This is a genomic window from Pseudomonas sp. R4-35-07, assembly GCF_003852235.1.
Lineage (GTDB): Bacteria > Pseudomonadota > Gammaproteobacteria > Pseudomonadales > Pseudomonadaceae > Aquipseudomonas.
In genome coordinates this window covers 2846746-2867328 of record NZ_CP027732.1, presented here as the reverse complement: position 1 = coordinate 2867328, position 20583 = coordinate 2846746, and the positions used below count along the sequence as shown (strand labels likewise).

Sequence of the window (20583 nt, the reverse complement as noted above, 5' to 3'; positions counted from 1 at the left end):
AGCACAGACGCCAAAATCCAGACACTTCGTTTCAAAAGTGGAACACCATGAACCTGAACGCGCTGATCGATTTTGCCCTCGTCGCCACCAATGAAGGGCTCGGAAAGGCCAGCCGTGCGAGCGGTATAGCCAAGGCGACCTTGTCGCGCCGCATCGCTGACCTGGAAGAGCAACTGGGCGTCAGGCTGATCGAGCGCAGCGCACGCGGCTTGAAACTCACCGAAGCCGGTGAAGTGCTGATGACGCGCACGGAAGGTCCGCTGGGCGAGGTGATCGAAGCCTTGACGGCGGCTCGTGAGGGCATCTCAACACCGCGCGGACGCTTGCGCGTGGCTGCCCCGGTGCTGTTTTCCCAGCTTGCGATGGGGCGCATTGGCGCCGAGTTCTGCGCCGCCTACCCTGACGTGGAGATCGAAGTCGTCGCCGAGGATCGCCTGGTTGACCTTGTAGAGGAACGCTTTGACGTTGCCATCCGCATCAACCCCAGCCCGGACAGCAGCCTGGTTGGCCGCTGCTTCGCCAAAGACCGACTGATCGTGGTGGCGGCGCCGGAGGTGCTCAAGCCGATGCCCGGCGCGGTCCGGCCCGTTGCCGCTATCGTGACGTCGAGTTTCGAGCCCACCCACTGGCATCTCGATGGCGGGGAGCTGGTGCTGGAGCCCAACCCGAAGCTACGGTTCTCTTCGTTATTGATGGTTCGGGATGCAGCTGTAGCCGGCGCCGGCGCCGCCCTGATTCCACAGTCCATTGCCGGGAGCCAGCTTGCCCGTGGTGAGTTGGTCCAGTGGGGTACGGTGCACGGAATGGAACCCGCGCTGTGGGTGCTGCATACATCCAGGCGCCTTGCGGCGCCGAAGGTTCGCGCGTTTGTTGAGTTCATCTGCGCCCACTATTCGGGCATGTCGTTAGTGTTGAAGGGATAACGGCGCTCTCGCGTGAGTCTCTTGCAGCCTGCGCAATAGACTATTGCCATCAAGGGCATTGATAGCACCCTAACGAAACCCCCATGCTAGTCGGCTGTCCGCGCGCTTATATCATTCCGAATGATAGTTACCTTTGCTTCATTCGATTCGTGACATACCGTCTCCCCGCGCATGATCCGCCCATCTCAATACATTGGCGGATGCACCTCATGGAACAGTCACTCAAACATTTGCGCTTCCCCCTGGCGATCCTGGCCGTGGTGGTGATGAGCGCATGCGGCAAGCCCCCGGACCAAGCGGCCGCCATGCCAGCGGCGAAAGTCAGCGTGGCCAAGGTACTTGAGCAGCCGGTCAACGAGTGGGATGAATTCACCGGGCGCCTGGAAGCACCGGAAACCGTACAGATTCGTCCACGCGTGTCGGGCCAGATTGACCAAGTCGCTTTCACCGAAGGCGCTTTGGTCAAGAAAGGCGACCTGCTGTTCCAGATCGATCCACGTCCGTTCCAGGCCGAGGTACGCCGCCTCGAAGCCCAGCTTGCGCAAACGAAAGCCGCCGCCACCCGCAGCGATAACGAAGCGCAACGCGGCGACCGCCTGCGCCAGAGCAATGCGATCTCCGCCGAACTGGCCGACTCGCGCACCACCGCCGCCCAGGAAGCCCGCGCCGCTGTTGCCGGGATCCAGGCGCAGTTGGACCTGGCCAAGTTGAACTTGAGCTTTACCCGCGTCACGTCGCCGATCAGCGGCCGCGTCAGCCGCGCCGAGATCACCGCCGGCAACCTGGTGACCGCCGACACCACCGCGCTGACCAGCGTGGTCTCCACCGACAAGGTCTACGCCTACTTCGACGCCGATGAGCGTGTGTTCCTCAAGTACACCGAGCTGGCCCGCCAAGGCCGTCGCGGCGCGACCACCCCGGTGTACCTGGGCCTGTCGAATGAAACCGGCAACCCGCACCTGGGCCAGATGAACTTCGTCGACAACCAGGTCAACCCGGCCACCGGCACCATCCGTGGGCGCGCGGTGTTCGATAACAGCAAGGGCGAATACACCCCTGGCCTGTATGCGCGCTTGAAGCTGGTGGGCAGCGGCACCTACTCCGCCGTGCTGATCAACGACGAAGCCGTGGGCACCGACCTGGGCAAGAAGTTCGTGCTGGTGATGGAAGGCGACAAGCCCGCCTATCGCGCGGTGGAACTGGGGCCGAAGATCGAAGGCCTGCGCATCGTGCGCAGCGGCTTGAACAAGGACGACACCATTATCGTCAAGGGCCTGCAGCGCGCACGCCCAGGTTCGCCGGTCGCACCGGAAACCATTCCGATGGCCAGCCAGGAAACCCTCGCCGCCTTGGCCCAACAACGACAAGCGCTTGAAGCCAGCAACCTGGAGCAAGTGGCGCCGGAAAAACCCGCGCCCAAGCTCGCCAGCAGCGCGACTCCACGCGGTTAAGGGATACGACTCAAGATGAATTTTTCCAAGTTCTTCATTTCGCGGCCGATCTTCGCAGCGGTGCTGTCGCTGTTGATCCTGATCGCCGGTGCCATCTCGCTGTTCCAACTGCCCATCAGTGAGTACCCGGAAGTGGTGCCGCCGACCGTGGTGGTACGCGCCAACTTCCCCGGCGCCAACCCTAAAGTCATCGGCGAAACCGTGGCGGCTCCGCTGGAGCAAGCCATTACCGGCGTCGAGAACATGTTGTACATGTCCTCGCAATCGACCGCCGACGGCAAGCTGACCCTGACCATCACCTTCGCCCTGGGCACCGACCTGGACAACGCGCAGGTGCAGGTGCAAAACCGGGTAACGCGAACTCAGCCAAAACTGCCTGAGGAAGTAACGCGCATCGGTATCACCGTGGACAAGGCCTCTCCCGACCTGACCATGGTGGTGCACTTGACCTCCCCGGATCAGCGTTACGACATGCTGTACCTGTCCAACTACGCGATCCTCAATATCAAGGATGAGCTGGCCCGCCTGGGCGGCGTCGGCGACGTGCAGTTGTTCGGCATGGGCGACTACTCGCTGCGCGTCTGGCTGGACCCGAACAAGACCGCTTCGCGCAACCTGACCGCAACCGATGTGGTCAACGCGATCCGCGAACAGAACCGTCAAGTGGCCGCCGGTGCCCTGGGCGCCCAGCCGGCGCCGAGTGACACCAGCTTCCAGTTGTCGGTGAATACTCAGGGCCGCCTGGTCACCGAGGAGGAGTTCGAGAACATTGTGATTCGCGCCGGCGCCAACGGTGAGATCACCCGTCTGAAGGACATCGCCCGGGTCGAGCTGGGCTCCAGCCAATACGCGCTGCGCTCGTTGATCGATAACCAGCCTGCCGTCGCGATTCCGATTTTCCAGCGTCCGGGCTCCAACGCCATCGATATTTCCAACGATGTGCGCGCCAAGATGGCCGAGCTGAAAAAAGGCTTCCCGGCCGGCATGGATTACCGCATCGCCTATGACCCGACGATCTTTGTACGCGGCTCCATCGAAGCGGTGGTGCACACCCTGTTCGAAGCGCTGATCCTCGTGGTGCTGGTGGTGATCCTGTTCCTGCAGACCTGGCGCGCCTCGATCATTCCCTTGGTGGCGGTGCCGGTGTCGTTGATCGGTACGTTTGCGGTGATGCACCTGTTCGGGTTCTCACTCAATGCCTTGTCGCTGTTCGGCTTGGTACTGGCCATCGGCATCGTGGTCGACGACGCCATCGTGGTGGTGGAGAACGTCGAACGTAATATCGAACTGGGCCTGGAGCCGTTCCCGGCCACCGAAAAAGCCATGCGCGAAGTGACCGGCCCGATCGTCGCCACGGCGCTGGTGCTGTGTGCGGTGTTCATTCCGGCCGCCTTTATCAGTGGCTTGACCGGGCAGTTCTACAAACAGTTTGCCTTGACCATTGCCATCTCGACGGTGATCTCGGCATTCAACTCGCTGACGCTGTCCCCTGCCCTGGCGGCCGTGTTGCTGCGCGCCCACGACGCACCGAAGGATCGTTTCTCCAGGTTCCTCGACAAAATCTTCGGCGGCTGGCTGTTCCGTCCCTTCAACCGCTTTTTCGAAAAGGCCAGCCATGGCTACGTCGGTACCGTGCGCCGGGTGATTCGCGGCACGGGTATCGCGCTGTTCGTGTACGCCGGCCTGATGGTGCTGACATTCTTCGGGTTTGCCCACACGCCGACCGGTTTCGTACCGGCCCAGGACAAGCAATACCTGGTGGCCTTCGCCCAACTGCCCGACGCCGCGAGCCTGGACCGTACCGAAAGCGTGATGAAGCGCATGTCGGACATCGCCCTGAAGCAACCTGGCGTGGAAAGCGCGATTGCGTTCCCCGGCCTTTCGATCAACGGTTTCACCAACAGCCCGAACAGCGGCATCGTGTTCGTGACCCTGAAACCGTTCGACGAGCGTAAAGACGCGAGCATGTCGGCGGGTGCGATTGCCGGTGCGCTGAACGGCCAGTACGCCAGTATCGAAGAAGCCTATATGGCGATCTTCCCGCCGCCACCGGTACAAGGCCTGGGCACGATCGGCGGGTTCCGCCTGCAGATCGAAGACCGTGGCAACCTCGGCTATGACGAGCTGTATAAAGAAGTGCAGAACGTCATCACCAAAAGCCACGGCGTGCCTGAGCTGTTCGGCCTGTTCACCAGCTACACGGTCAACGTGCCGCAAGTCGATGCCGCCATCGACCGTGAAAAGGCCAAGACCCACGGCGTGGCAATCAGCGACATCTTCGACACGCTGCAGGTCTACCTGGGTTCGTTGTACGCCAACGACTTCAACCGCTTCGGGCGTACCTACCAGGTCAACGTGCAGGCCGAGCAACAGTTCCGCCAGGACTCCGACCAGATCGGCCAGCTGAAAGTGCGTAACAACAAAGGCGAGATGATCCCCCTGGCGACCTTCATCAAGGTCAGTGACACCTCGGGGCCGGACCGCGTGATGCACTACAACGGCTTTATCACCGCTGAAATCAACGGCAACGCCGCACCGGGCTACAGCTCCGGCCAGGCCCAGGCCGCGATTGAAAAACTGCTCAAGGATGAACTGCCCAACGGCATGACCTACGAGTGGACCGACCTGACCTATCAGCAAATCCTCTCGGGCAACACCGCGCTGTTCGTGTTCCCGCTCTGCGTACTGCTGGCGTTCCTGGTACTGGCCGCCCAGTACGAAAGCTGGAGCCTGCCACTGGCGGTGATCCTGATCGTACCGATGACGCTGCTGTCGGCCATCACCGGGGTGATCATCTCCGGCGGCGACAACAACATCTTCACCCAGATCGGCCTGATCGTACTGGTGGGCCTGGCCTGCAAGAACGCGATCCTGATCGTCGAGTTCGCCAAGGATAAACAGCAGGAAGGCCTCGACCCGCTCGCTGCGGTACTGGAAGCCTGCCGCTTGCGTCTGCGGCCGATCCTGATGACCTCGTTCGCCTTCATCATGGGTGTGGTGCCACTGGTGTTGTCCAGCGGTGCCGGTGCCGAGATGCGGCATGCCATGGGCGTGGCGGTGTTCTCCGGGATGATCGGGGTGACCTTCTTCGGTCTATTGCTGACGCCGGTGTTCTACGTACTGATCCGTCGCTATGTGGAGCGCAGCGAAGCACGCAAAGCGGCCAAGGCCTTGAAGCTGGAGACACAGCAATGAGCGTGAAAGTATTCCTGCCGAGCTTGCTGGTACTGGCGCTGAGCGCCTGTGCCGTGGGCCCGGACTACAAAGCCCAGACCCCGGAAGCGGCCAACATCACGGCCGCCGCCGATGCCAAGCAATATGACCATGCCAGGTTCGAAGGCATCTGGTGGCAGCAGTTCGAGGACCCGACCCTCAACCAGTTGGTCACCCAGTCGCTGCAGGGCAACCGCGACCTGCGCGTCGCCTTTGCCCGTCTGCGGGCGTCTCGTGCGATCCGCGATGACGCCAGCAACGACGCCATGCCGACCATCACCAGCCGCGTCAGCAGTGACCAGGGCAAGGGCCAGATTCCCGGCCAGACCACCCGCCGCGTCAAGACCGAGCGCTACGACCTCGGCCTGGACATGGCCTGGGAACTGGACCTGTTCGGTCGCATCCAGCGCAACCTGGAAGCCACCGACGCCGACCAGCAGGCCGCTGAGGCTGACTTGTACCAACTGCAAGTCACCATGATCGCTGAACTGGTGGATGCCTACGGTCAACTGCGTGGCGCGCAACTGCGTGAACGCATTGCCCTGGACAACCTGAAAAACCAGCAGGACTCCCGCGGCATCACCGTCAGCCTGCGCGATGCCGGCGTGGGCGACCAACTCGACGTGGAACGCGCCGATGCGCGCCTTGCGTCGGTGGAAGCCAGCGTGCCGCAACTGCAGGCCGAGCAAGTGCGCGAGCGTAACCGCATCGCCACCCTCCTCGGCCAACGCCCCGACAAACTGAGCGTGGACCTGAGCCCGAAAGACCTGCCAGCGATTGCCAAGGCGCTGCCGATCGGCGACCCGGGGCAACTGCTGCAACGGCGCCCGGACATCCTCAGCGCCGAGCGCAAACTGGCGGCCGCCACCGCACGCATCGGCGTGGCCAAGGCCGACCTGTTCCCACGGGTCAGCCTCAGCGGCTTCCTCGGCTTCACCGCCGGGCGCGGCTCGCAGATCGGCTCGTCCGCCGCCAATGCCTGGGCCCTTGGCCCAAGCATTACCTGGGCCGCCTTCGACCTGGGCAGCGTACGCGCCCGCTTGCGCGGTGCGGACGCCGAAGCCGATGGCGCCCTGGCGAACTACGAGCAGCAAGTGCTGTTGGCCCTGGAAGAATCCGAAAATGCCTTCAGTGACTACGGCAAGCGTCAGCAACGCCTGGTCTCGCTGATCCGCCAAAGCGAATCCAGCCGCGCCGCCGCCGACCTGGCCGCGATCCGCTACCGCGAAGGCACCGTGGACTTCCTGGTCCTGCTCGACGCCCAACGCGAACGCCTGGCCGCCGAAGACTCCCAGGCCCAGGCCGAAGTGGATCTGTATCGCGGCATCGTTGCGATCTACAAGGCACTGGGAGGTGGCTGGCAGCCGGACACGGTGGTCGCTACCGCCAAGTGATGTAAAGAGCTCCTTTGGTTGGTCGCATCCAGCCAATTTTTAGCCCTGCGATCGATTCGGTCGCGGGGCTTTTTTTTGCTTGGAGCGTCCTGATCGTTCCCACGCTCCGCGTGGCAATGCATCCCGTGACGCTCCGCATCACCATTGCGCAAGTGCCTGAGTTTTCGCTGAAAGCGGACGCGGAGCGTCCCGGGTGGCATCCCCACGCAGAGCGTGGGAACGATCATTGTTCTACGTTGCGTCGTTAAGAATCAAACTCCGATAATGCCCCGGATTCGACCCGCTCCACTTACGAAACGCCTTATAAAACGAACTCGTATCGGCAAACCCCAATCGCTCGGCAATCTGGGCGAAGCTGATCTGCGGCTCAGCCAGCCACACAATCGCCAGTTCCTTGCGTACGCTGTCCTTGAGGCCCTGGTAGGTCTGGCCTTCCTCTGCCAGGCGGCGGCGCAGGGTGGACGCGGAGATGCACAGGGTGGCGGCAAGGCCGTCGGTCTCCGGCCAGGTGTGTGGGGGCATGTGGCGCAGGTCATGCTTGATGCGGCTGGCAAGGCTTTGCGGGTCGCGGTATTTGACCAGGATATTGGCCGGCGCGTGGCTGAGGAAACGCTGCAATTCCTGTGGGGTTCGTTTGATCGGCAGGTCCAGGCACTCGGCGGAAAAGATCATGCGGGTGCGTGGCCGATCAAAGCGCAAGTTGTCGGAAAACATCACTTGGTAATCATCACAAAAGTCCGGCCGTGCGCAGCGCAATTCGATGGCCAGAATCGGGATGCGCCGCCCCGCCAGCCAGCAGGCGACGCCGTGGACGATCATCCAGTAAGTGAAATAGGTGAACGCGCGCTTGGGCTCGGGCTCCGGTTCGAGCAACACGATTTCCGCCAGGCTTTGTTGGCGCACCAACTGGGCAGGCAAGCGCTCAAACATCAGTGAAAGAAAATCCAGGCCGGTTTCCAGGCCGGCCACCAGGCTCGGTTGTGCCATAGCGGCACGACACAGGAACGCCAGGCTGCCGGTTTTAAGCTTGCGCGGGTCCATGCCAAAAAACTCGTCATCACTGCGCCGTGCGAGCAAACGCCACAAGCGCGCATAGGCGGTGGCGGCCACGCGTGCGCCGGGCTGTTCCAGCAGCACCGGGTCAATCCCGACTTTGCTTAACGCCTCGACGGTGGCCGCGCCCGGCGCACAGCTCTGCAGCAGGGCTTCGCGCACGAGGTGGATGGAGATGGTGTCTTTTTCCGACATGGGCTGTTGGGCAATCCGGCTGCGGTTCGGGTGGCCTGCATGATAAGGGCGGTTGCGCTTCGCCACCACCGTTCAGCCCACGTTCAGCAAAGGTCAATATTTCTTGTTTGGCAATGAGTATCATTATGTTACAACTTAGCCTCCTATCTAGTTACGCCCTGGTGCCCGATGCTCGTTCCTTTTTTAATCATGCTGCGCGAAGGCATTGAAGCGGCGTTGATCGTCGGCATCATCGCCAGCTACCTGCAACAGACCGGGCGCGGCCAGTGGATGCCCGCTGTGTGGATCGGCGTATTTCTCGCGGCTGCGCTGGCGTTGCTGGTGGGCGGCGGGCTGGAACTGGTCAGTGCCGAATTCCCGCAGAAACAGCAGGAATTGTTCGAAGGCATCGTCGGACTGGTCGCGGTGGGCATTCTCAGTTCCATGGTGTTCTGGATGCGCAAGGTGGCGCGCTCGATCAAGCATTCGCTGCATGCGTCCCTCGACCACGCATTGGCCGGCTCCCAAAACCAAGTCTTCGCGCTGATCGCCATGGTGTTTTTCGCCGTGGCCCGCGAAGGGCTGGAAACGGTGTTCTTCCTGCTCGCCGTGTTCCAGCAGAGCGAGGGCCCGGGTGCACCTGTCGGCGCCCTGCTCGGCCTGATCCTGGCGATCATCGTCGGTTTCCTGATCTACACCGGCAGCATGCGCCTGAACCTCGGTGCGTTTTTCCGCTGGACCGGCCTGTTCATCCTCGTGGTGGCGGCCGGCATTCTCGCCAACTCGGTGCAAGCCTTGCACGAAGCGGGCGTGTGGAATCACCTGCAGACCGTGCTGTTCGATTTCAGCGCCGCGCTGCCCATGGACAGCCCGCTGGGCTCAGTGCTTGCCGGTATGTTCGGTTATCAGGAAGCGCCGACCGTCAGCACCCTCGGCGCCTATCTGATTTACCTGGTGGTGGCGCTGGTGATGTTCTTCCTGCCGTCGCCTTCGGCCAAGCCTGTCACCTCCACTTCTTCCGTCTCCAGCCAGTAAGGACCGTCTCTTGTCCAACCCAACCCCTCAACCGGCTCCGTCGTCCCGCGCGCTGCGCTGGGCCGTGGCCGGCTCGGTGGTCGTGATGATCGCCGCCGGTGGCCTGTTCTATTACGCCGCGCAGTTGGCTGCCAGCAAGCGCCAGGCCAACCAGAATGAGATCGCGGTGACCATCCACGGCCACGCTTGCGAGCCCAACGCCCTGACGGTGCCCGCCGGGCGTGCGAGTTTTCGCATCATCAACCGCTCCGACCGCGCGGTGGAATGGGAAATCCTCGATGGCGTCCTGGTCGTCGAAGAGCGGGAAAATATTGCCCCCGGCCTGAGCCAGGTGATCAATGCCAATCTGCAGCCCGGCGACTACGCGATCACCTGCGGTCTGCTGAGCAATCCCCGCGGCACCTTGCATGTCACGCCGACTGCGCAATCCGAGGCCCAGGCCAAGGCCAAGCCGTCGATGGTGGCGTTTATCGGGCCGCTGTCGGAATTCCGCGTTTACCTGAGCGGCCAGGGCACTGCACTGGTGAAGGCGGTCACCGCGTTGCAACACGCGATCGATGCCGGCGACCTCGCCCAGGCCCAAGCCCTGTATGTACCGGCCCGCGAAGCCTACCAACGGTTGGCGCCGGCATCGCAACGCCTGGCCGAGCTGGACAACGCGATCAACGCCCGCGCCGATTATTTTGAAAAGCGCGAACAGGACCCGGCCTTCAGTGGCTTCCATCGCCTGGAATACAGCCTGTTCCAACAGCGCAGCCTCGATGGCCTGGCACCCGTCGCGCAACGGTTGGCCAACGACGTCAGCACCCTCAAGCAGCAACTGCTGGCCCAGTCCCTGCCACCGGAGCAACTGGTGAGCATTGTGGTGCGCAACCTCAATAGCCTAGCGGATGTACGCGCCAACAGCGGTGAGGAGGAACGCTACAGCCACATCGACCTCAACGGTTTTGCCGCCAACCTGGAGGTTGCCCACAAGATCGTCGCGCTGATGCGGCCGCTGTTGGCCAAGTCCGCCGCCGAGCTGCTCCCCAACGTCGACAGCGCCCTTGCCGCCTTTGATGCCGAACTCCAAGGCTTCAAGGTCGACAACGGCTACGCCACCTATGACAGCGTGAACGCCGATCAGCGCAAGCAGATCGCCGACAAGGCCAAGGCCCTGGCCGCCGCACTCGATGGAATCGACCCCGCCCTTGGCCTTTCCGGCCTGCAGTGAGACGAACGCATACATGAGTGATTCAGCACAATTTGACCTCCAACGCCGCCGTGTCCTGCTCGGCATGGCCGCCACCGGCGCCGCGATTGCCGGTAGCACCCTGACCTGTCCGGCCATGGCGGCGGCCGCCGAGCAAGTCACCACCGCGCCACGCAGTGACAAGACCCAAGACCACCACGCGTTCTTCGGCAAGCACCAGAGCGGCATCGTCACCCCGCGTCCCGCCTGCGGCATGCTCGTGGCATTCGACGTACTGGCCAGTGACCGTGAAGACCTGGAGCGCCTGTTCCGCACCTTGAACGAGCGCATCGCCTTCCTGATGACCGGCGGCACCGTGCCGCAAGTCGACCCGAAACTGCCGCCCACCGACTCCGGCATCCTCGGCCCGGTGGTGACACCGGATAACCTGACCATCACGGTCTCGGTCGGTGAGTCGTTGTTCGATGAACGCTTCGGCCTCGGCGCGGCCAAGCCCAAGCGCCTGACGCGCATGGTCGGCTTCCCCAACGATGCGCTGGAACCTTCGCAGTGCCACGGCGACCTGAGCCTGCAGTTCAGCTCCAACACCCCGGACACCAACATCCACGCCCTGCGCGACATCGTAAAGAACCTGCCCGACCTGCTGCTGGTGCGCTGGAAACAGGAAGGCAGCGTACCGCCCCAGGCGCCGGCCAAACCCGGCGAGCCGGCGCAGAGTGCGCGTAACTTCCTGGGCTTTCGCGATGGTTCGGCCAACCCCAATTCCAACGACGCCAAGGCCATGGACCAGATCGTGTGGGTGCAGCCAGGCAGTGACGAACCGGCCTGGGCGGCCAACGGCAGCTACCAGGCCGTGCGCATCATCCGTAACTTCGTCGAGCGCTGGGACCGCACCCCACTGCAGGAACAGGAAAGCATCATCGGCCGCATCAAGCCCACCGGCGCGCCGATGGATGGCCACAAGGAATCCCAGGTCCCGGACTACAGCAAGGACCCGGAAGGCAAGCTGACCAAGCTCGATGCCCACATCCGCCTGGCCAACCCGCGCACTCCGCAGACCCAAGCCAACCTGATCCTGCGGCGGCCGTTCAACTACTCCAACGGCGTCAATAAAAACGGTCAGCTGGACATGGGGCTGTTGTTCATCTGTTACCAGGCTGACCTGGAGAAAGGCTTTATCAGCGTGCAAACCCGGCTCAACGGCGAGCCCCTGGAGGAATACCTCAAGCCCGTCGGCGGCGGCTATTTCTTCACCTTGCCGGGGGTCACGGGGCCCGACGATTTCATCGGGCGCACACTGCTTGCAGCAACGCACCCTCGAACCACTGCCGTTACCTAAAACACACTCAGAGCGGATACCGTCCCATGAAGAAGTCGACCCTCGCGTTGTCGTTGCTGATGACCCTTTCGCCACTGTCCGCCTTGGCCGCCACGGCGCCGCTGGACCTGGTCGGTCCGGTGTCGGACTACAAAATTTATGTCACCGAGGAAATCGGTGAATTGGTCACCCAAACCCAGGCCTTCACCGACGCCGTGAAAAAAGGCGACCTGGCCACCGCCCGGAAACTCTATGCGCCGACCCGCGTGCATTATGAATCCATCGAGCCGATCGCCGAGCTATTCAGTGACCTCGACGCCTCCATCGACTCACGGGTCGACGATCACGAAAAAGGCGTGAAGGCCGAAGACTTCACCGGCTTTCACCGCATCGAATACAGCCTGTTCGCCGAAAACACCACCCAGGGTCTCGACGCCCTCGCCGACAAGCTCAACAGCGACGTGCTCGACCTGAAAACCCGGGTAGACGGCCTGACCTTCCCACCGGAAAAAGTTGTCGGCGGCGCCGCGGCGTTGCTCGAAGAAGTTGCCGCCACCAAGATTTCCGGCGAAGAAGACCGCTACAGCCATACCGACCTGTACGACTTCCAGGGCAACATCGACGGCGCGAAGAAGATCGTTGACCTGTTCCGTGGCCAGATCGAGAAACAAGACAAGGTATTCTTGGCCAAGGTCGACAAGAACTTCGCCACCGTGGACAAGATCCTGGCCAAGTACAAGACCCCGGACGGCGGTTTTCAGACCTACGACAAGGTCAAGGATAACGACCGCAAGGCCTTGGTGGGTCCGGTCAATACCTTGGCTGAAGACCTGTCGATGCTGCGCGGTAAATTGGGCCTGAACTAAGCCCGAACACCCAGGCCCTAATGCCAGTCAGCTAATGCCTTTTGTAGGAGCGAGCTTGCTCGCGAAGAACTCAGGCCCCCGCGCTTATCCAGAATGAACGCGTTGCCTGGACGTTTTTCGCGAGCAAGCTCGCTCCTACAATGAATCCCTTTCGGCGCCTGAGTGTTTTTGGTCAGGTGTTTTTACAGAATCCGGTAGAGCAACCGCTCGATGCGCACCCGGCTGACCCGGCGCAGGAACTTGCCCACCGCCACCGGGTAATCCACCAGCGTCTGCAGTTGTTGGTAGCCGGCGATGCGCGTGGTGTGTTGGAAAATATGCGCAAGCTCTTGCGCACGCGGTGCCAACCACTGGCCCTGGGGGTCGTCGATCAGCAAGGCGTTTTCCAGGTCGAGCCGGAAAGCCCTGGGGTTGAGGTTATTGCCGGTCAGCAGGGTGTAGCGCTGGTCGACCCACAGGCCTTTGAGGTGGTAGCTGTTGTCACCGTCGTGCCACAGGTGCAGGTTCAACTGGCCGCTGTCGATCATCGGCTGATGGCGCTTGGCAAAGCGACGCAGGCTGATTTCATACAGATACGGCAACGCCGCGATCACCTTGAAGGGTTCGCTGGGCGGAATGTAGAAGTCGTTGGCGGTCTTGTCGCCGACGATGATGTCGATCTTCACCCCGCGCGCCAGGGCCCGGTTGATCTCGCGCGTCACCGGCAGCGGCAGGTTGAAGTACGGCGTGCAGATAGTCAGTTGCTGCTGGGCGCTGGCGATCAGCTCGAGGATCACCCGGCTGAGCGGGTTGTTTTTGCCGACACCGAGTAAGGGGCTGACCTGCAAGTGCCCATTGGGCAACTGCCCGGCACTGGTGTCATACGCCGCATGCTTGAGGCGGCTGCGCAGGTCGCCGATGTCATTGCGCAGGCTGCGGGTGGTGGGCGGGTTGGGCAGGTCGAGGCGATGCACCGCCTTGGACGCGACCAGGCCATGTTCCACCAGGTGCTGCATGGAGTCGGCCAGCGCCTGGCTGTGGATCAGGTGATAACGGTCGAAGCGGTACTTGTCGAATTTGTGCAAGTACACGTTGTTCAGGCTGGCGCCGCTGTACAGCACCGTGTCGTCGATCACAAAACCCTTGAGGTGCAGCACGCCGAACAGCTCGCGGGTTTGCACCGGCACGCCGTACACCGGCACTTCACTGGCGTGACCCTGGGTCATGGCTTGGTACCAGGCGCTATTGCCCGGCTGCTTACCGGCGCCGATCAGGCCACGCTGGGCGCGCAGCCAGTCGACCACCACGACGATGTCCAACGCCGGCCGTGCGGCTTTGGCGGCGTGCAACGCGTCGTAGATCTCCTGCCCCGCCTCATCCTGCTGCAAGTACAACGCAACGATGTAGATGCGCCGGGTGGCCTGGGGGATTTTCTCCAACAGGCAACGCCGATAGGCATCGGCGCTGGGCAGCACCTCGATGGCATCGGTGGACAGCGGGAAACCGCGCAGTTTAGGCAACAGGGAGCGTTTGAAGAACGACGGCATAAGGCTCGCAATGGGTCGAATCCGAAGAGGCCCAAAGCTTACACCATGGGGGTGCTCAGGTCTCGTCGGCGCACAGGGAAAAATATCCATTGACCAAGAAGAACGATCGTTCTACTGTCTGAGGCATGAACGATATGACTCTTAATGAAACCCGCGATATTATTCTCGACGTCACCGAGAAGTTGATTTATCGCCACGGCATCGCCGCCACCGGCATGGACTTGCTGGTGAAAACCGCCGGCGTCTCGAGAAAAAGCATTTATCGCTACTTCAGCAACAAGGATGAACTGGTGATTGCCGCCCTGCAGCGCCGCGACGAACGCTGGATGCGCTGGCTGCGCACGCAAGTCGAGCGCCATGAAGACAGCGGCGAGCGCCTGCTGGCGCTGTTCAGCGCGCTGAAAATCTGGTTCGACTCGGCGGATTTTCGCGGCTGCGCCTTTATCAATACCAGTGGCGAAACCGGCAACGCGCAAGCCCCGGTACGCCTGCTGGCCAAGGCTCACAAACAGAAACTGTTCGAGTACGCGCTTGAACTGTGTCAAGCCCATGGCACCCCCGATCCGAAGCGGCAGGCCGCGCAGCTGCTGATCCTGATCGATGGCGCCATTACCGTTGCCCTGGTGATGGGCGATTCAACGGCTGCCGATACTGCGCAAGCGATGGCGCGGACCCTATTGGGGCTTTGAACTACTGTCGATGCACTTTCATAACTTTTCAGGAGCCGTTCCATGTCCTCTAACCCAGAAGTCCGCCCACCACTACCGCCCTTTACCCGCGAGTCGGCGATTGAAAAAGTGCGCCTGGCCGAAGACGGCTGGAACTCACGCGACCCGCAACGGGTGTCGCTGGCTTACACATTGGACACCCAGTGGCGCAACCGCGCCGAGTTCGCCCATAACCGCGAAGAGGCCAAGGGCTTCCTCACGCGCAAATGGGCCAAAGAGCTGGATTACCGACTGATCAAAGAACTATGGGCCTTCACCGGCAACCGCATCGCCGTGCGCTATGCCTATGAGTGGCACGATGACTCCGGTAACTGGTTTCGTTCGTACGGTAATGAAAACTGGGAGTTTGACGAAAACGGCCTGATGACCAATCGCTTTGCCTGCATCAACGATTTGCCGATCAAGGAAAGTGAACGCAAGTTCCACTGGCCGCTGGGGCGGCGTCCGGATGATCATCCGGGGTTGTCCGAATTAAGTCTGTAGCCCGATCGTTCCCACGCTCCGCGTGGGAATGCCTCCCGGGACGCTCCGCGTCCCTAATACACACAGGTGACGCGGAGCGTCAGGGGCTGCATTCCCACGCGGGAGCGTGGGAACGATCCGCGCGGCTGTTACTCAGTCCTGATTCAGCCCAACTCGATACAGCACCCCATCATCCTCATCCGTGAGCACATACAGATAGCCATCCGGCCCCTGCCGCACATCGCGAATCCGCGCGTTCAAATCACCCAGCAGACGTTCTTCATGGACGACCTTGTCGCCATCGAACTGCAGCCGGATCAGCTCTTTGCTGGCCAGCGCGCCGATAAACAGGTTGTGCTGCCAGGCCTTGAAACGGTCGGCGTCGTAGAACGCCATGCCACTGATCGCTGGTGATTTCTCCCACACATGGTGCGGCGCCACGGTGCCTTCAGCGGTCTTGCCCTTCGCCTCGGGAATCGGCGTGAGGGAATAGTTGATGCCGTGCGTCGCCAGCGGCCAGCCGTAGTTCTTGCCGCGTTCGATGATGTTGATTTCATCACCGCCCCGTGGCCCATGTTCGTTTTCCCAGATCGTCCCGCTCCAGGGGTTCAACGCCAGGCCCTGTGGGTTGCGTTGGCCGTAGGACCAGATCTCGGGGCGTACCCCAGGCTGGCCAACAAACGGGTTGTCGTCGGGTACGCGACCATCCGGATAAATGCGTACGACTTTACCTTGCAGCTTGTCCAGGTCCTGGGCGGTGGGCCGCACATTGTTTTCGCCCAGGGTCACGAACAGGTAGCCGTCACGGTCAAACGCCAGGCGCGAGCCGAAGTGGTTGCCGGTGGACAGCTTGGGCTCCTGGCGCAGGATCACCGTGAAGTCCTTCAAGCCGCTCAAGTCATCGGCCAGGCGCCCTCGCCCCACGGCGGTCCCGGCCTTGCCGTCCTGGCCGCCCCCTTCGGCGTACGACAGGTAGACCATGCGGTCTTGCTTGAAGTCGGGCGACAGCACCACATCAAGCAAACCGCCCTGCCCCTTGGCCCAAACCTGGGGCACGCCGGTCAACGGCGCGGACAGCTTGCCGTCCGGGCTGACAAAGCGCAGCTGGCCGGGAAGCTCGGTCACCAGGAAACCTTGCCTGTCCGGCAGGAATGCCACCGCCCAGGGGCGATTCAGGCCCTTGGCGACCGGCGTCGCAGTGATGCTGCCTTGTTCACTGGGAAACTGTTGGGCATCGGCGGCTTGAACCGCAGCCATTGGCAGCAGCGTGGTTGCGCAAAGAGCGGCTAGCAGGGTTTTGCGTAGAAACATAAGACGGATCCTTACCGGCGATTGCCGTTGGCATCATAGGTGGGAGCTTTGGTTTCGGTATTCGGGCGACTGGGCGCGGCGTCACGCTTGGGATAACTGTTGCCGATCCCGCCGTTTTCCAAGGTGGGCCGAGGTTGGGTCGGCGCGGTCTGGATACCGCGAACGGCCGGGGTATTGGGCTGGGTGCCCTGCATGCTGTTGGGGTTGGCCCGGTGAATAGGGCTGTTGTTGGAGTCGTAACGACCCGGCAGGTTCTGCGCCTGGGTCAGTGGAGCCAGGGCCAGGGCCGAGGCCAGTACTGCAACCAGCGCTGCAAGATGACGCACATAACGGTTCATGACGATGCCTCTCTATGCCGAGGAGTACGTGCTTTCGATAACACGCTACCCCAGGGGTTCGTCTGGCGACATTAAATAGTTGCTCATCAGGTGTAACACGATCTGTCCGAGCATCCGCTCGCCGAAACTTTTGCCCAGGCCCACGAGTCACCAGAACACAGACTTATCTTTGTAGGAGATGCACTTATGCCCCGGGCAATCTGGAAAGGCGCCATCAGTTTCGGTTTGGTTCACATCCCGGTGTCGCTGGTGTCGGCGACGTCTGCCCAAGGCGTCGATTTTGACTGGCTGGACAAACGCAGCATGGACCCGGTGGGCTACAAGCGCATCAACAAGGCCACGGGCAAGGAAATCACCAAGGAAAATATCGTCAAGGGCGTAGCTTACGAAAAAGGCCGCTACGTGGTGCTCAGCGAAGATGAGATCCGCTCAGCCCACCCCAAATCGACCCAAACCATCGAAATCATCGCCTTTGTCGCCAGCGACCAGATCCCCCTGCAAAACATCGACACGCCCTACTTCCTGGCCCCGGATAAACGCGGCGGCAAGGTCTACGCGCTACTGCGCGAAACCCTGAAGAAAACCGGCAAGGTCGCCCTGGCCAATGTGGTGTTGCATACCAAGCAGCATCTTGCCGCATTGATGCCGCTGGAGTCGGCCCTGGTGCTGGTCATGCTGCGCTGGCCCGCCGAGGTGCGCAGCCTGGATGAGCTGGAACTTGGCAGCGATGTGACCAAACCCACCCTGGCCAAGGGCGAGTTGGACATGGCCAAGCGCCTGGTGGAAGACATGAGCGCCGACTGGCAACCCGAGGAATACCGCGACAGTTTCCAGGAAAAAATCATGGCGCTGGTGGAGAAAAAGGCCAAGGCCGGCAAGATCGAAGACGTGGAATCGACCGAAGGCAGCGAAGAGCGCAAATCGGCCGATGTGATCGACCTGACGGAACTGCTCAAGCGCAGCTTGGCGGGCAAACCTGCGGCGAAAAAACCCGCTGCGAAGAAATCCAACAAAAAGGCCTCTTGAGCCTGCCATTGGCTGGAGAACGACATGGCAAAGCCCCTGAGCGAGTACAACCGTAAACGCGACTTCGGGATTACCGCCGAACCCGCCGGCGACTCACCGGCCGGCAAGCGCAAAGCCTCGGCCCTGAGCTTTGTGATCCAGAAGCATGACGCGCGTAACCTGCACTATGACTTTCGCCTGGAACTCGACGGCGTGCTGTTGAGCTGGGCGGTGCCCAAAGGCCCGAGCCTGGACCCGAGCCAGAAGCGCCTGGCGGTCCACGTTGAAGACCACCCACTGAGTTACGGTGGCTTCGAGGGCAGTATTCCCGCCGGCCAATACGGCGCCGGGGATGTCATCGTGTGGGACCGCGGCATCTGGCAACCCCATGACGATCCGCACAAGGCCTACGCGGCCGGCAAACTCAAATTCAGCCTGGTCGGCGAAAAACTCTCGGGGGACTGGACCTTGGTGCGCACCCGGCTCAAGGGCAGCGGCGACAAGCAACAATGGCTGCTGATCAAGGAAAAAGACCAGCAGGCACGGCCCATCGCCGAATACGATATCGTCCAGGCCGAACCCGCCAGCGTGCTGAGCGACGCGGTGGTCGGCAAGCCCAAGGCCAAGGCTCAGGCGAAAACCAAAGCGGCAGCCAAGGCTGCTCCCAAGGCGAGCACGCGCAAGCAGGCCACCGCCGTGCCCGAGCAGTTCTCCCCGCAACTGGCCACCCTGGTCGATCGGGCACCGGAAGGTGACTGGCAGTACGAGATCAAGTTCGACGGTTACCGCATCCTCGCGCGCATCCAAGGAGGTGAAGTGCGCCTGTTCACCCGCAACGGGCACGACTGGACCGAGCGCCTGCCGCGTCAGGCCAAGGCTTTGCAAGCGCTCAAGCTCAAGGACAGCTGGCTGGACGGCGAGGTGGTCAGCCTCAACGGCGACGGCCTGCCGGATTTCCAGGCGTTGCAGAATGCCTTCGACATCGGCCGCAGCCTCGACATCGTCTATTACCTGTTCGACGCGCCCTTTCTGAATGGCCGCGATCAGCGCGAAGACCCGGTCGAAACGCGTCGCGCCGCGCTCAAATCCGCGCTGTCCGCCAGCAAGAGCAAGCTGCTGCGCTTCTCCGAAGCGTTTGCGGCCAACCACCGCGACATTTTCGAAAGCGCCTGCGACCTGGCCCTGGAAGGCGTCATCGGCAAGCGTGCCGGCAGCCCTTACGTGTCCAGGCGCAGTGACGACTGGATCAAGCTCAAATGCCGCTTGCGCCAGGAGTTTGTGATTGTCGGTTATACCCGCCCCCAAGGCTCGCGCACCGGGTTTGGCGCGCTGCTGTTGGCGGTCAACGACGACGCCGGGCTGGTATACGCCGGACGTGTGGGCACCGGCTTCGACCAGGCGTCACTGAAAGCCATCTACACCAAGCTCACCGCGCTCGAACGTGACGACTCGCCACTGCAAAAGCCGTTGACCAGCGCCCAGGCGCGTGGCGTGCACTGGGTCGAGCCGAGCCTGGTCGGCGAGGTGCAATTTGCCGAATGGACCCGTGAAGGCGTGGTGCGCCAGGCCGCGTTTGTGGGCATGCGCACCGACAAGCCCGCCGCGCAGATCATTCACGAACTGCCGCGCGCGGCCAAATCGGTCAAGGCGCCGGCGGCGAAAAAAACCGAGAAGGAGGTGAAAACCGTGAAGGACCTGAAAATCACCCACCCTGATCGCGTCATCGACAAGCAGAGCGGTACGCAAAAGCAGCAACTGGCACAGTTCTACGCCGACACCAGCGCATGGATCCTGCCGTTCCTGCGCAACCGGCCCGTGTCGCTGCTCAGGGCGCCGGAGGGCATCGAAGGCGAACAGTTCTTCCAGAAGCACATCGAACGCATGACGATCCCGCACATCAAGCAACTGGACCAGGCCCTGGACCCCGGCCATGCACGCCTGATGGAAATAGACACTGCAGACGCCCTGGTCGGCGCCGTGCAAATGGGCACGGTCGAGCTGCACACCTGGGGCGCCACCACGGACAAGATCGAAACCCCCGACCTGTTCGTACTCGACCTCGACCCGGACCCCGCCCTGCCCTGGAAGGCCATGCTGGAAGCTGCGCAACTGACCCTCTCGGTGCTGGATGAATTGGGCTTGCAGGCCTTCGTCAAAACCAGCGGTGGCAAAGGCTTGCACCTGATCGTACCGCTGGCCCGGCGAGACGACTGGGACAGCGTGAAAGCCTTCGCCAAGGCCATCGCCCAATTCATGACCCAGCAACTGCCCGAGCGCTTCACGGCCACCAGCGGCCCGAAAAACCGCGTGGGCAAAATCTTCATCGATTATCTGCGCAACGCCCGGGGCGCCAGTACGGTTGCCGCTTACTCCGTGCGGGCGCGGCCCGGCCTGCCGGTTTCGGTACCGGTCAGCCGGGAGGAGTTGAATGGATTGCGCAGTTCCCAGCAATGGACAGTCGCCAACCTGCACGAACGCTTGCAGAGTTTGAAGACCGACCCCTGGGCCGGCTATGCCAATCGACAGAAGATCAGCAAGAAGATGTGGGACAAGCTGGGCGCCAAACCACCGCAGTGATCCGCGCCACGGTGGGG

General features: G+C 62.1%; 16 protein-coding genes. 12 read left to right on the top strand and 4 right to left on the bottom strand.

What is annotated here, in order from left to right; all coding sequences use genetic code 11:
• Window positions 1-47 precede the first annotated feature (47 nt).
• From C4J89_RS13055 to C4J89_RS13040, 4 genes are all read left to right on the top strand, one after another.
• Window positions 48-923 (top strand): LysR family transcriptional regulator, encoded by an 876-nt coding sequence (locus C4J89_RS13055; RefSeq protein WP_124414644.1) that lies wholly within the window; start codon window positions 48-50, stop codon window positions 921-923.
• Window positions 924-1132: 209 nt separating this feature from the next.
• Window positions 1133-2374 carry a multidrug efflux RND transporter periplasmic adaptor subunit MexE gene (gene mexE / locus C4J89_RS13050; RefSeq protein ID WP_124414643.1) on the top strand — a complete coding sequence of 414 codons (1242 nt, stop codon included), beginning with the start codon at window positions 1133-1135 and terminating at the stop codon, window positions 2372-2374.
• A gap of 15 nt (window positions 2375-2389) precedes the next feature.
• Window positions 2390-5569, top strand: coding sequence for an efflux RND transporter permease subunit (locus C4J89_RS13045; RefSeq protein ID WP_124362755.1), 3180 nt, complete (start codon window positions 2390-2392; stop codon window positions 5567-5569).
• Complete coding sequence (locus tag C4J89_RS13040) at window positions 5566-6981, top strand: efflux transporter outer membrane subunit (protein ID WP_124362754.1); 1416 nt, start codon at window positions 5566-5568, stop codon at window positions 6979-6981. Before C4J89_RS13045 ends, C4J89_RS13040 begins: the two co-directional genes overlap by 4 nt.
• A 231-nt stretch (window positions 6982-7212) precedes the next feature.
• Here C4J89_RS13040 and C4J89_RS13030 read toward each other — a convergent pair whose 3' ends face one another.
• Complete coding sequence (locus C4J89_RS13030; protein WP_124362753.1) at window positions 7213-8229, bottom strand: AraC family transcriptional regulator; 1017 nt, start codon at window positions 8227-8229, stop codon at window positions 7213-7215.
• 168 nt (window positions 8230-8397) lie between these two features.
• On the opposite strand from C4J89_RS13030, the gene efeU reads away from it, so the two are divergent.
• From efeU to efeO (C4J89_RS13010), 4 genes are read left to right on the top strand one after another with little or no spacing between them, the layout of a single operon-like run.
• On the top strand, window positions 8398-9243 hold the full coding sequence (efeU, locus tag C4J89_RS13025; protein WP_124414642.1) for an iron uptake transporter permease EfeU: 846 nt from the start codon (window positions 8398-8400) through the stop codon (window positions 9241-9243).
• A 10-nt stretch (window positions 9244-9253) separates the two neighbouring features.
• Window positions 9254-10456, top strand: coding sequence for an iron uptake system protein EfeO (gene efeO / locus C4J89_RS13020; protein ID WP_124414641.1), 1203 nt, complete (start codon window positions 9254-9256; stop codon window positions 10454-10456).
• A gap of 13 nt (window positions 10457-10469) precedes the next feature.
• Window positions 10470-11774 (top strand): iron uptake transporter deferrochelatase/peroxidase subunit, encoded by a 1305-nt coding sequence (efeB, locus tag C4J89_RS13015; protein ID WP_124414640.1) that lies wholly within the window; start codon window positions 10470-10472, stop codon window positions 11772-11774.
• 26 nt (window positions 11775-11800) lie between these two features.
• On the top strand, window positions 11801-12619 hold the full coding sequence (gene efeO, locus C4J89_RS13010) for an iron uptake system protein EfeO (RefSeq protein ID WP_124414639.1): 819 nt from the start codon (window positions 11801-11803) through the stop codon (window positions 12617-12619).
• Window positions 12620-12801: 182 nt separating this feature from the next.
• Here efeO (C4J89_RS13010) and pssA read toward each other — a convergent pair whose 3' ends face one another.
• The gene (gene pssA / locus C4J89_RS13005; protein ID WP_124362748.1) at window positions 12802-14145 is read right to left on the bottom strand and encodes a CDP-diacylglycerol--serine O-phosphatidyltransferase; all 1344 of its coding nucleotides are present in this window, start codon (window positions 14143-14145) and stop codon (window positions 12802-12804) included.
• A gap of 125 nt (window positions 14146-14270) precedes the next feature.
• On the opposite strand from pssA, the gene C4J89_RS13000 reads away from it, so the two are divergent.
• The gene (locus C4J89_RS13000) at window positions 14271-14834 is read left to right on the top strand and encodes a TetR/AcrR family transcriptional regulator (protein WP_124414638.1); all 564 of its coding nucleotides are present in this window, start codon (window positions 14271-14273) and stop codon (window positions 14832-14834) included.
• Window positions 14835-14876: 42 nt separating this feature from the next.
• Window positions 14877-15356, top strand: a complete 480-nt coding sequence (locus C4J89_RS12995; protein WP_124414637.1) for a nuclear transport factor 2 family protein — start codon at window positions 14877-14879, stop codon at window positions 15354-15356.
• A 132-nt stretch (window positions 15357-15488) separates the two neighbouring features.
• On the opposite strand, the gene C4J89_RS12990 is transcribed toward C4J89_RS12995, so the two are convergent.
• Window positions 15489-16646 carry a PQQ-dependent sugar dehydrogenase gene (locus tag C4J89_RS12990; protein WP_124407122.1) on the bottom strand — a complete coding sequence of 386 codons (1158 nt, stop codon included), beginning with the start codon at window positions 16644-16646 and terminating at the stop codon, window positions 15489-15491.
• Window positions 16647-16657: 11 nt separating this feature from the next.
• On the bottom strand, window positions 16658-16984 hold the full coding sequence (locus tag C4J89_RS12985; protein WP_124362744.1) for a hypothetical protein: 327 nt from the start codon (window positions 16982-16984) through the stop codon (window positions 16658-16660).
• Between the two features lie 186 nt (window positions 16985-17170).
• On the opposite strand from C4J89_RS12985, the gene C4J89_RS12980 reads away from it, so the two are divergent.
• On the top strand, window positions 17171-18010 hold the full coding sequence (locus C4J89_RS12980) for a Ku protein (protein ID WP_124362743.1): 840 nt from the start codon (window positions 17171-17173) through the stop codon (window positions 18008-18010).
• 24 nt (window positions 18011-18034) lie between these two features.
• Window positions 18035-20566 carry a DNA ligase D gene (gene ligD, locus C4J89_RS12975; RefSeq protein ID WP_124414636.1) on the top strand — a complete coding sequence of 844 codons (2532 nt, stop codon included), beginning with the start codon at window positions 18035-18037 and terminating at the stop codon, window positions 20564-20566.
• Window positions 20567-20583: the final 17 nt, after the last annotated feature.

Coding starts and splice junctions, on each gene's coding strand:
- C4J89_RS12995 (WP_124414637.1), top strand. CDS start 14,877: ATGTCCTCTAACCCAGAAGTCCGCCCACCACTACCGCCCTTTACCCGC.
- C4J89_RS13045 (WP_124362755.1), top strand. CDS start 2,390: ATGAATTTTTCCAAGTTCTTCATTTCGCGGCCGATCTTCGCAGCGGTG.
- ligD (WP_124414636.1), top strand. CDS start 18,035: ATGGCAAAGCCCCTGAGCGAGTACAACCGTAAACGCGACTTCGGGATT.
- C4J89_RS13040 (WP_124362754.1), top strand. CDS start 5,566: ATGAGCGTGAAAGTATTCCTGCCGAGCTTGCTGGTACTGGCGCTGAGC.
- mexE (WP_124414643.1), top strand. CDS start 1,133: ATGGAACAGTCACTCAAACATTTGCGCTTCCCCCTGGCGATCCTGGCC.
- C4J89_RS12990 (WP_124407122.1), bottom strand. CDS start 16,646: ATGTTTCTACGCAAAACCCTGCTAGCCGCTCTTTGCGCAACCACGCTG.
- efeU (WP_124414642.1), top strand. CDS start 8,398: ATGCTCGTTCCTTTTTTAATCATGCTGCGCGAAGGCATTGAAGCGGCG.
- efeO (WP_124414639.1), top strand. CDS start 11,801: ATGAAGAAGTCGACCCTCGCGTTGTCGTTGCTGATGACCCTTTCGCCA.
- C4J89_RS12985 (WP_124362744.1), bottom strand. CDS start 16,984: ATGAACCGTTATGTGCGTCATCTTGCAGCGCTGGTTGCAGTACTGGCC.
- C4J89_RS13055 (WP_124414644.1), top strand. CDS start 48: ATGAACCTGAACGCGCTGATCGATTTTGCCCTCGTCGCCACCAATGAA.
- pssA (WP_124362748.1), bottom strand. CDS start 14,145: ATGCCGTCGTTCTTCAAACGCTCCCTGTTGCCTAAACTGCGCGGTTTC.
- C4J89_RS13000 (WP_124414638.1), top strand. CDS start 14,271: ATGAACGATATGACTCTTAATGAAACCCGCGATATTATTCTCGACGTC.
- C4J89_RS12980 (WP_124362743.1), top strand. CDS start 17,171: ATGCCCCGGGCAATCTGGAAAGGCGCCATCAGTTTCGGTTTGGTTCAC.
- C4J89_RS13030 (WP_124362753.1), bottom strand. CDS start 8,229: ATGTCGGAAAAAGACACCATCTCCATCCACCTCGTGCGCGAAGCCCTG.
- efeB (WP_124414640.1), top strand. CDS start 10,470: ATGAGTGATTCAGCACAATTTGACCTCCAACGCCGCCGTGTCCTGCTC.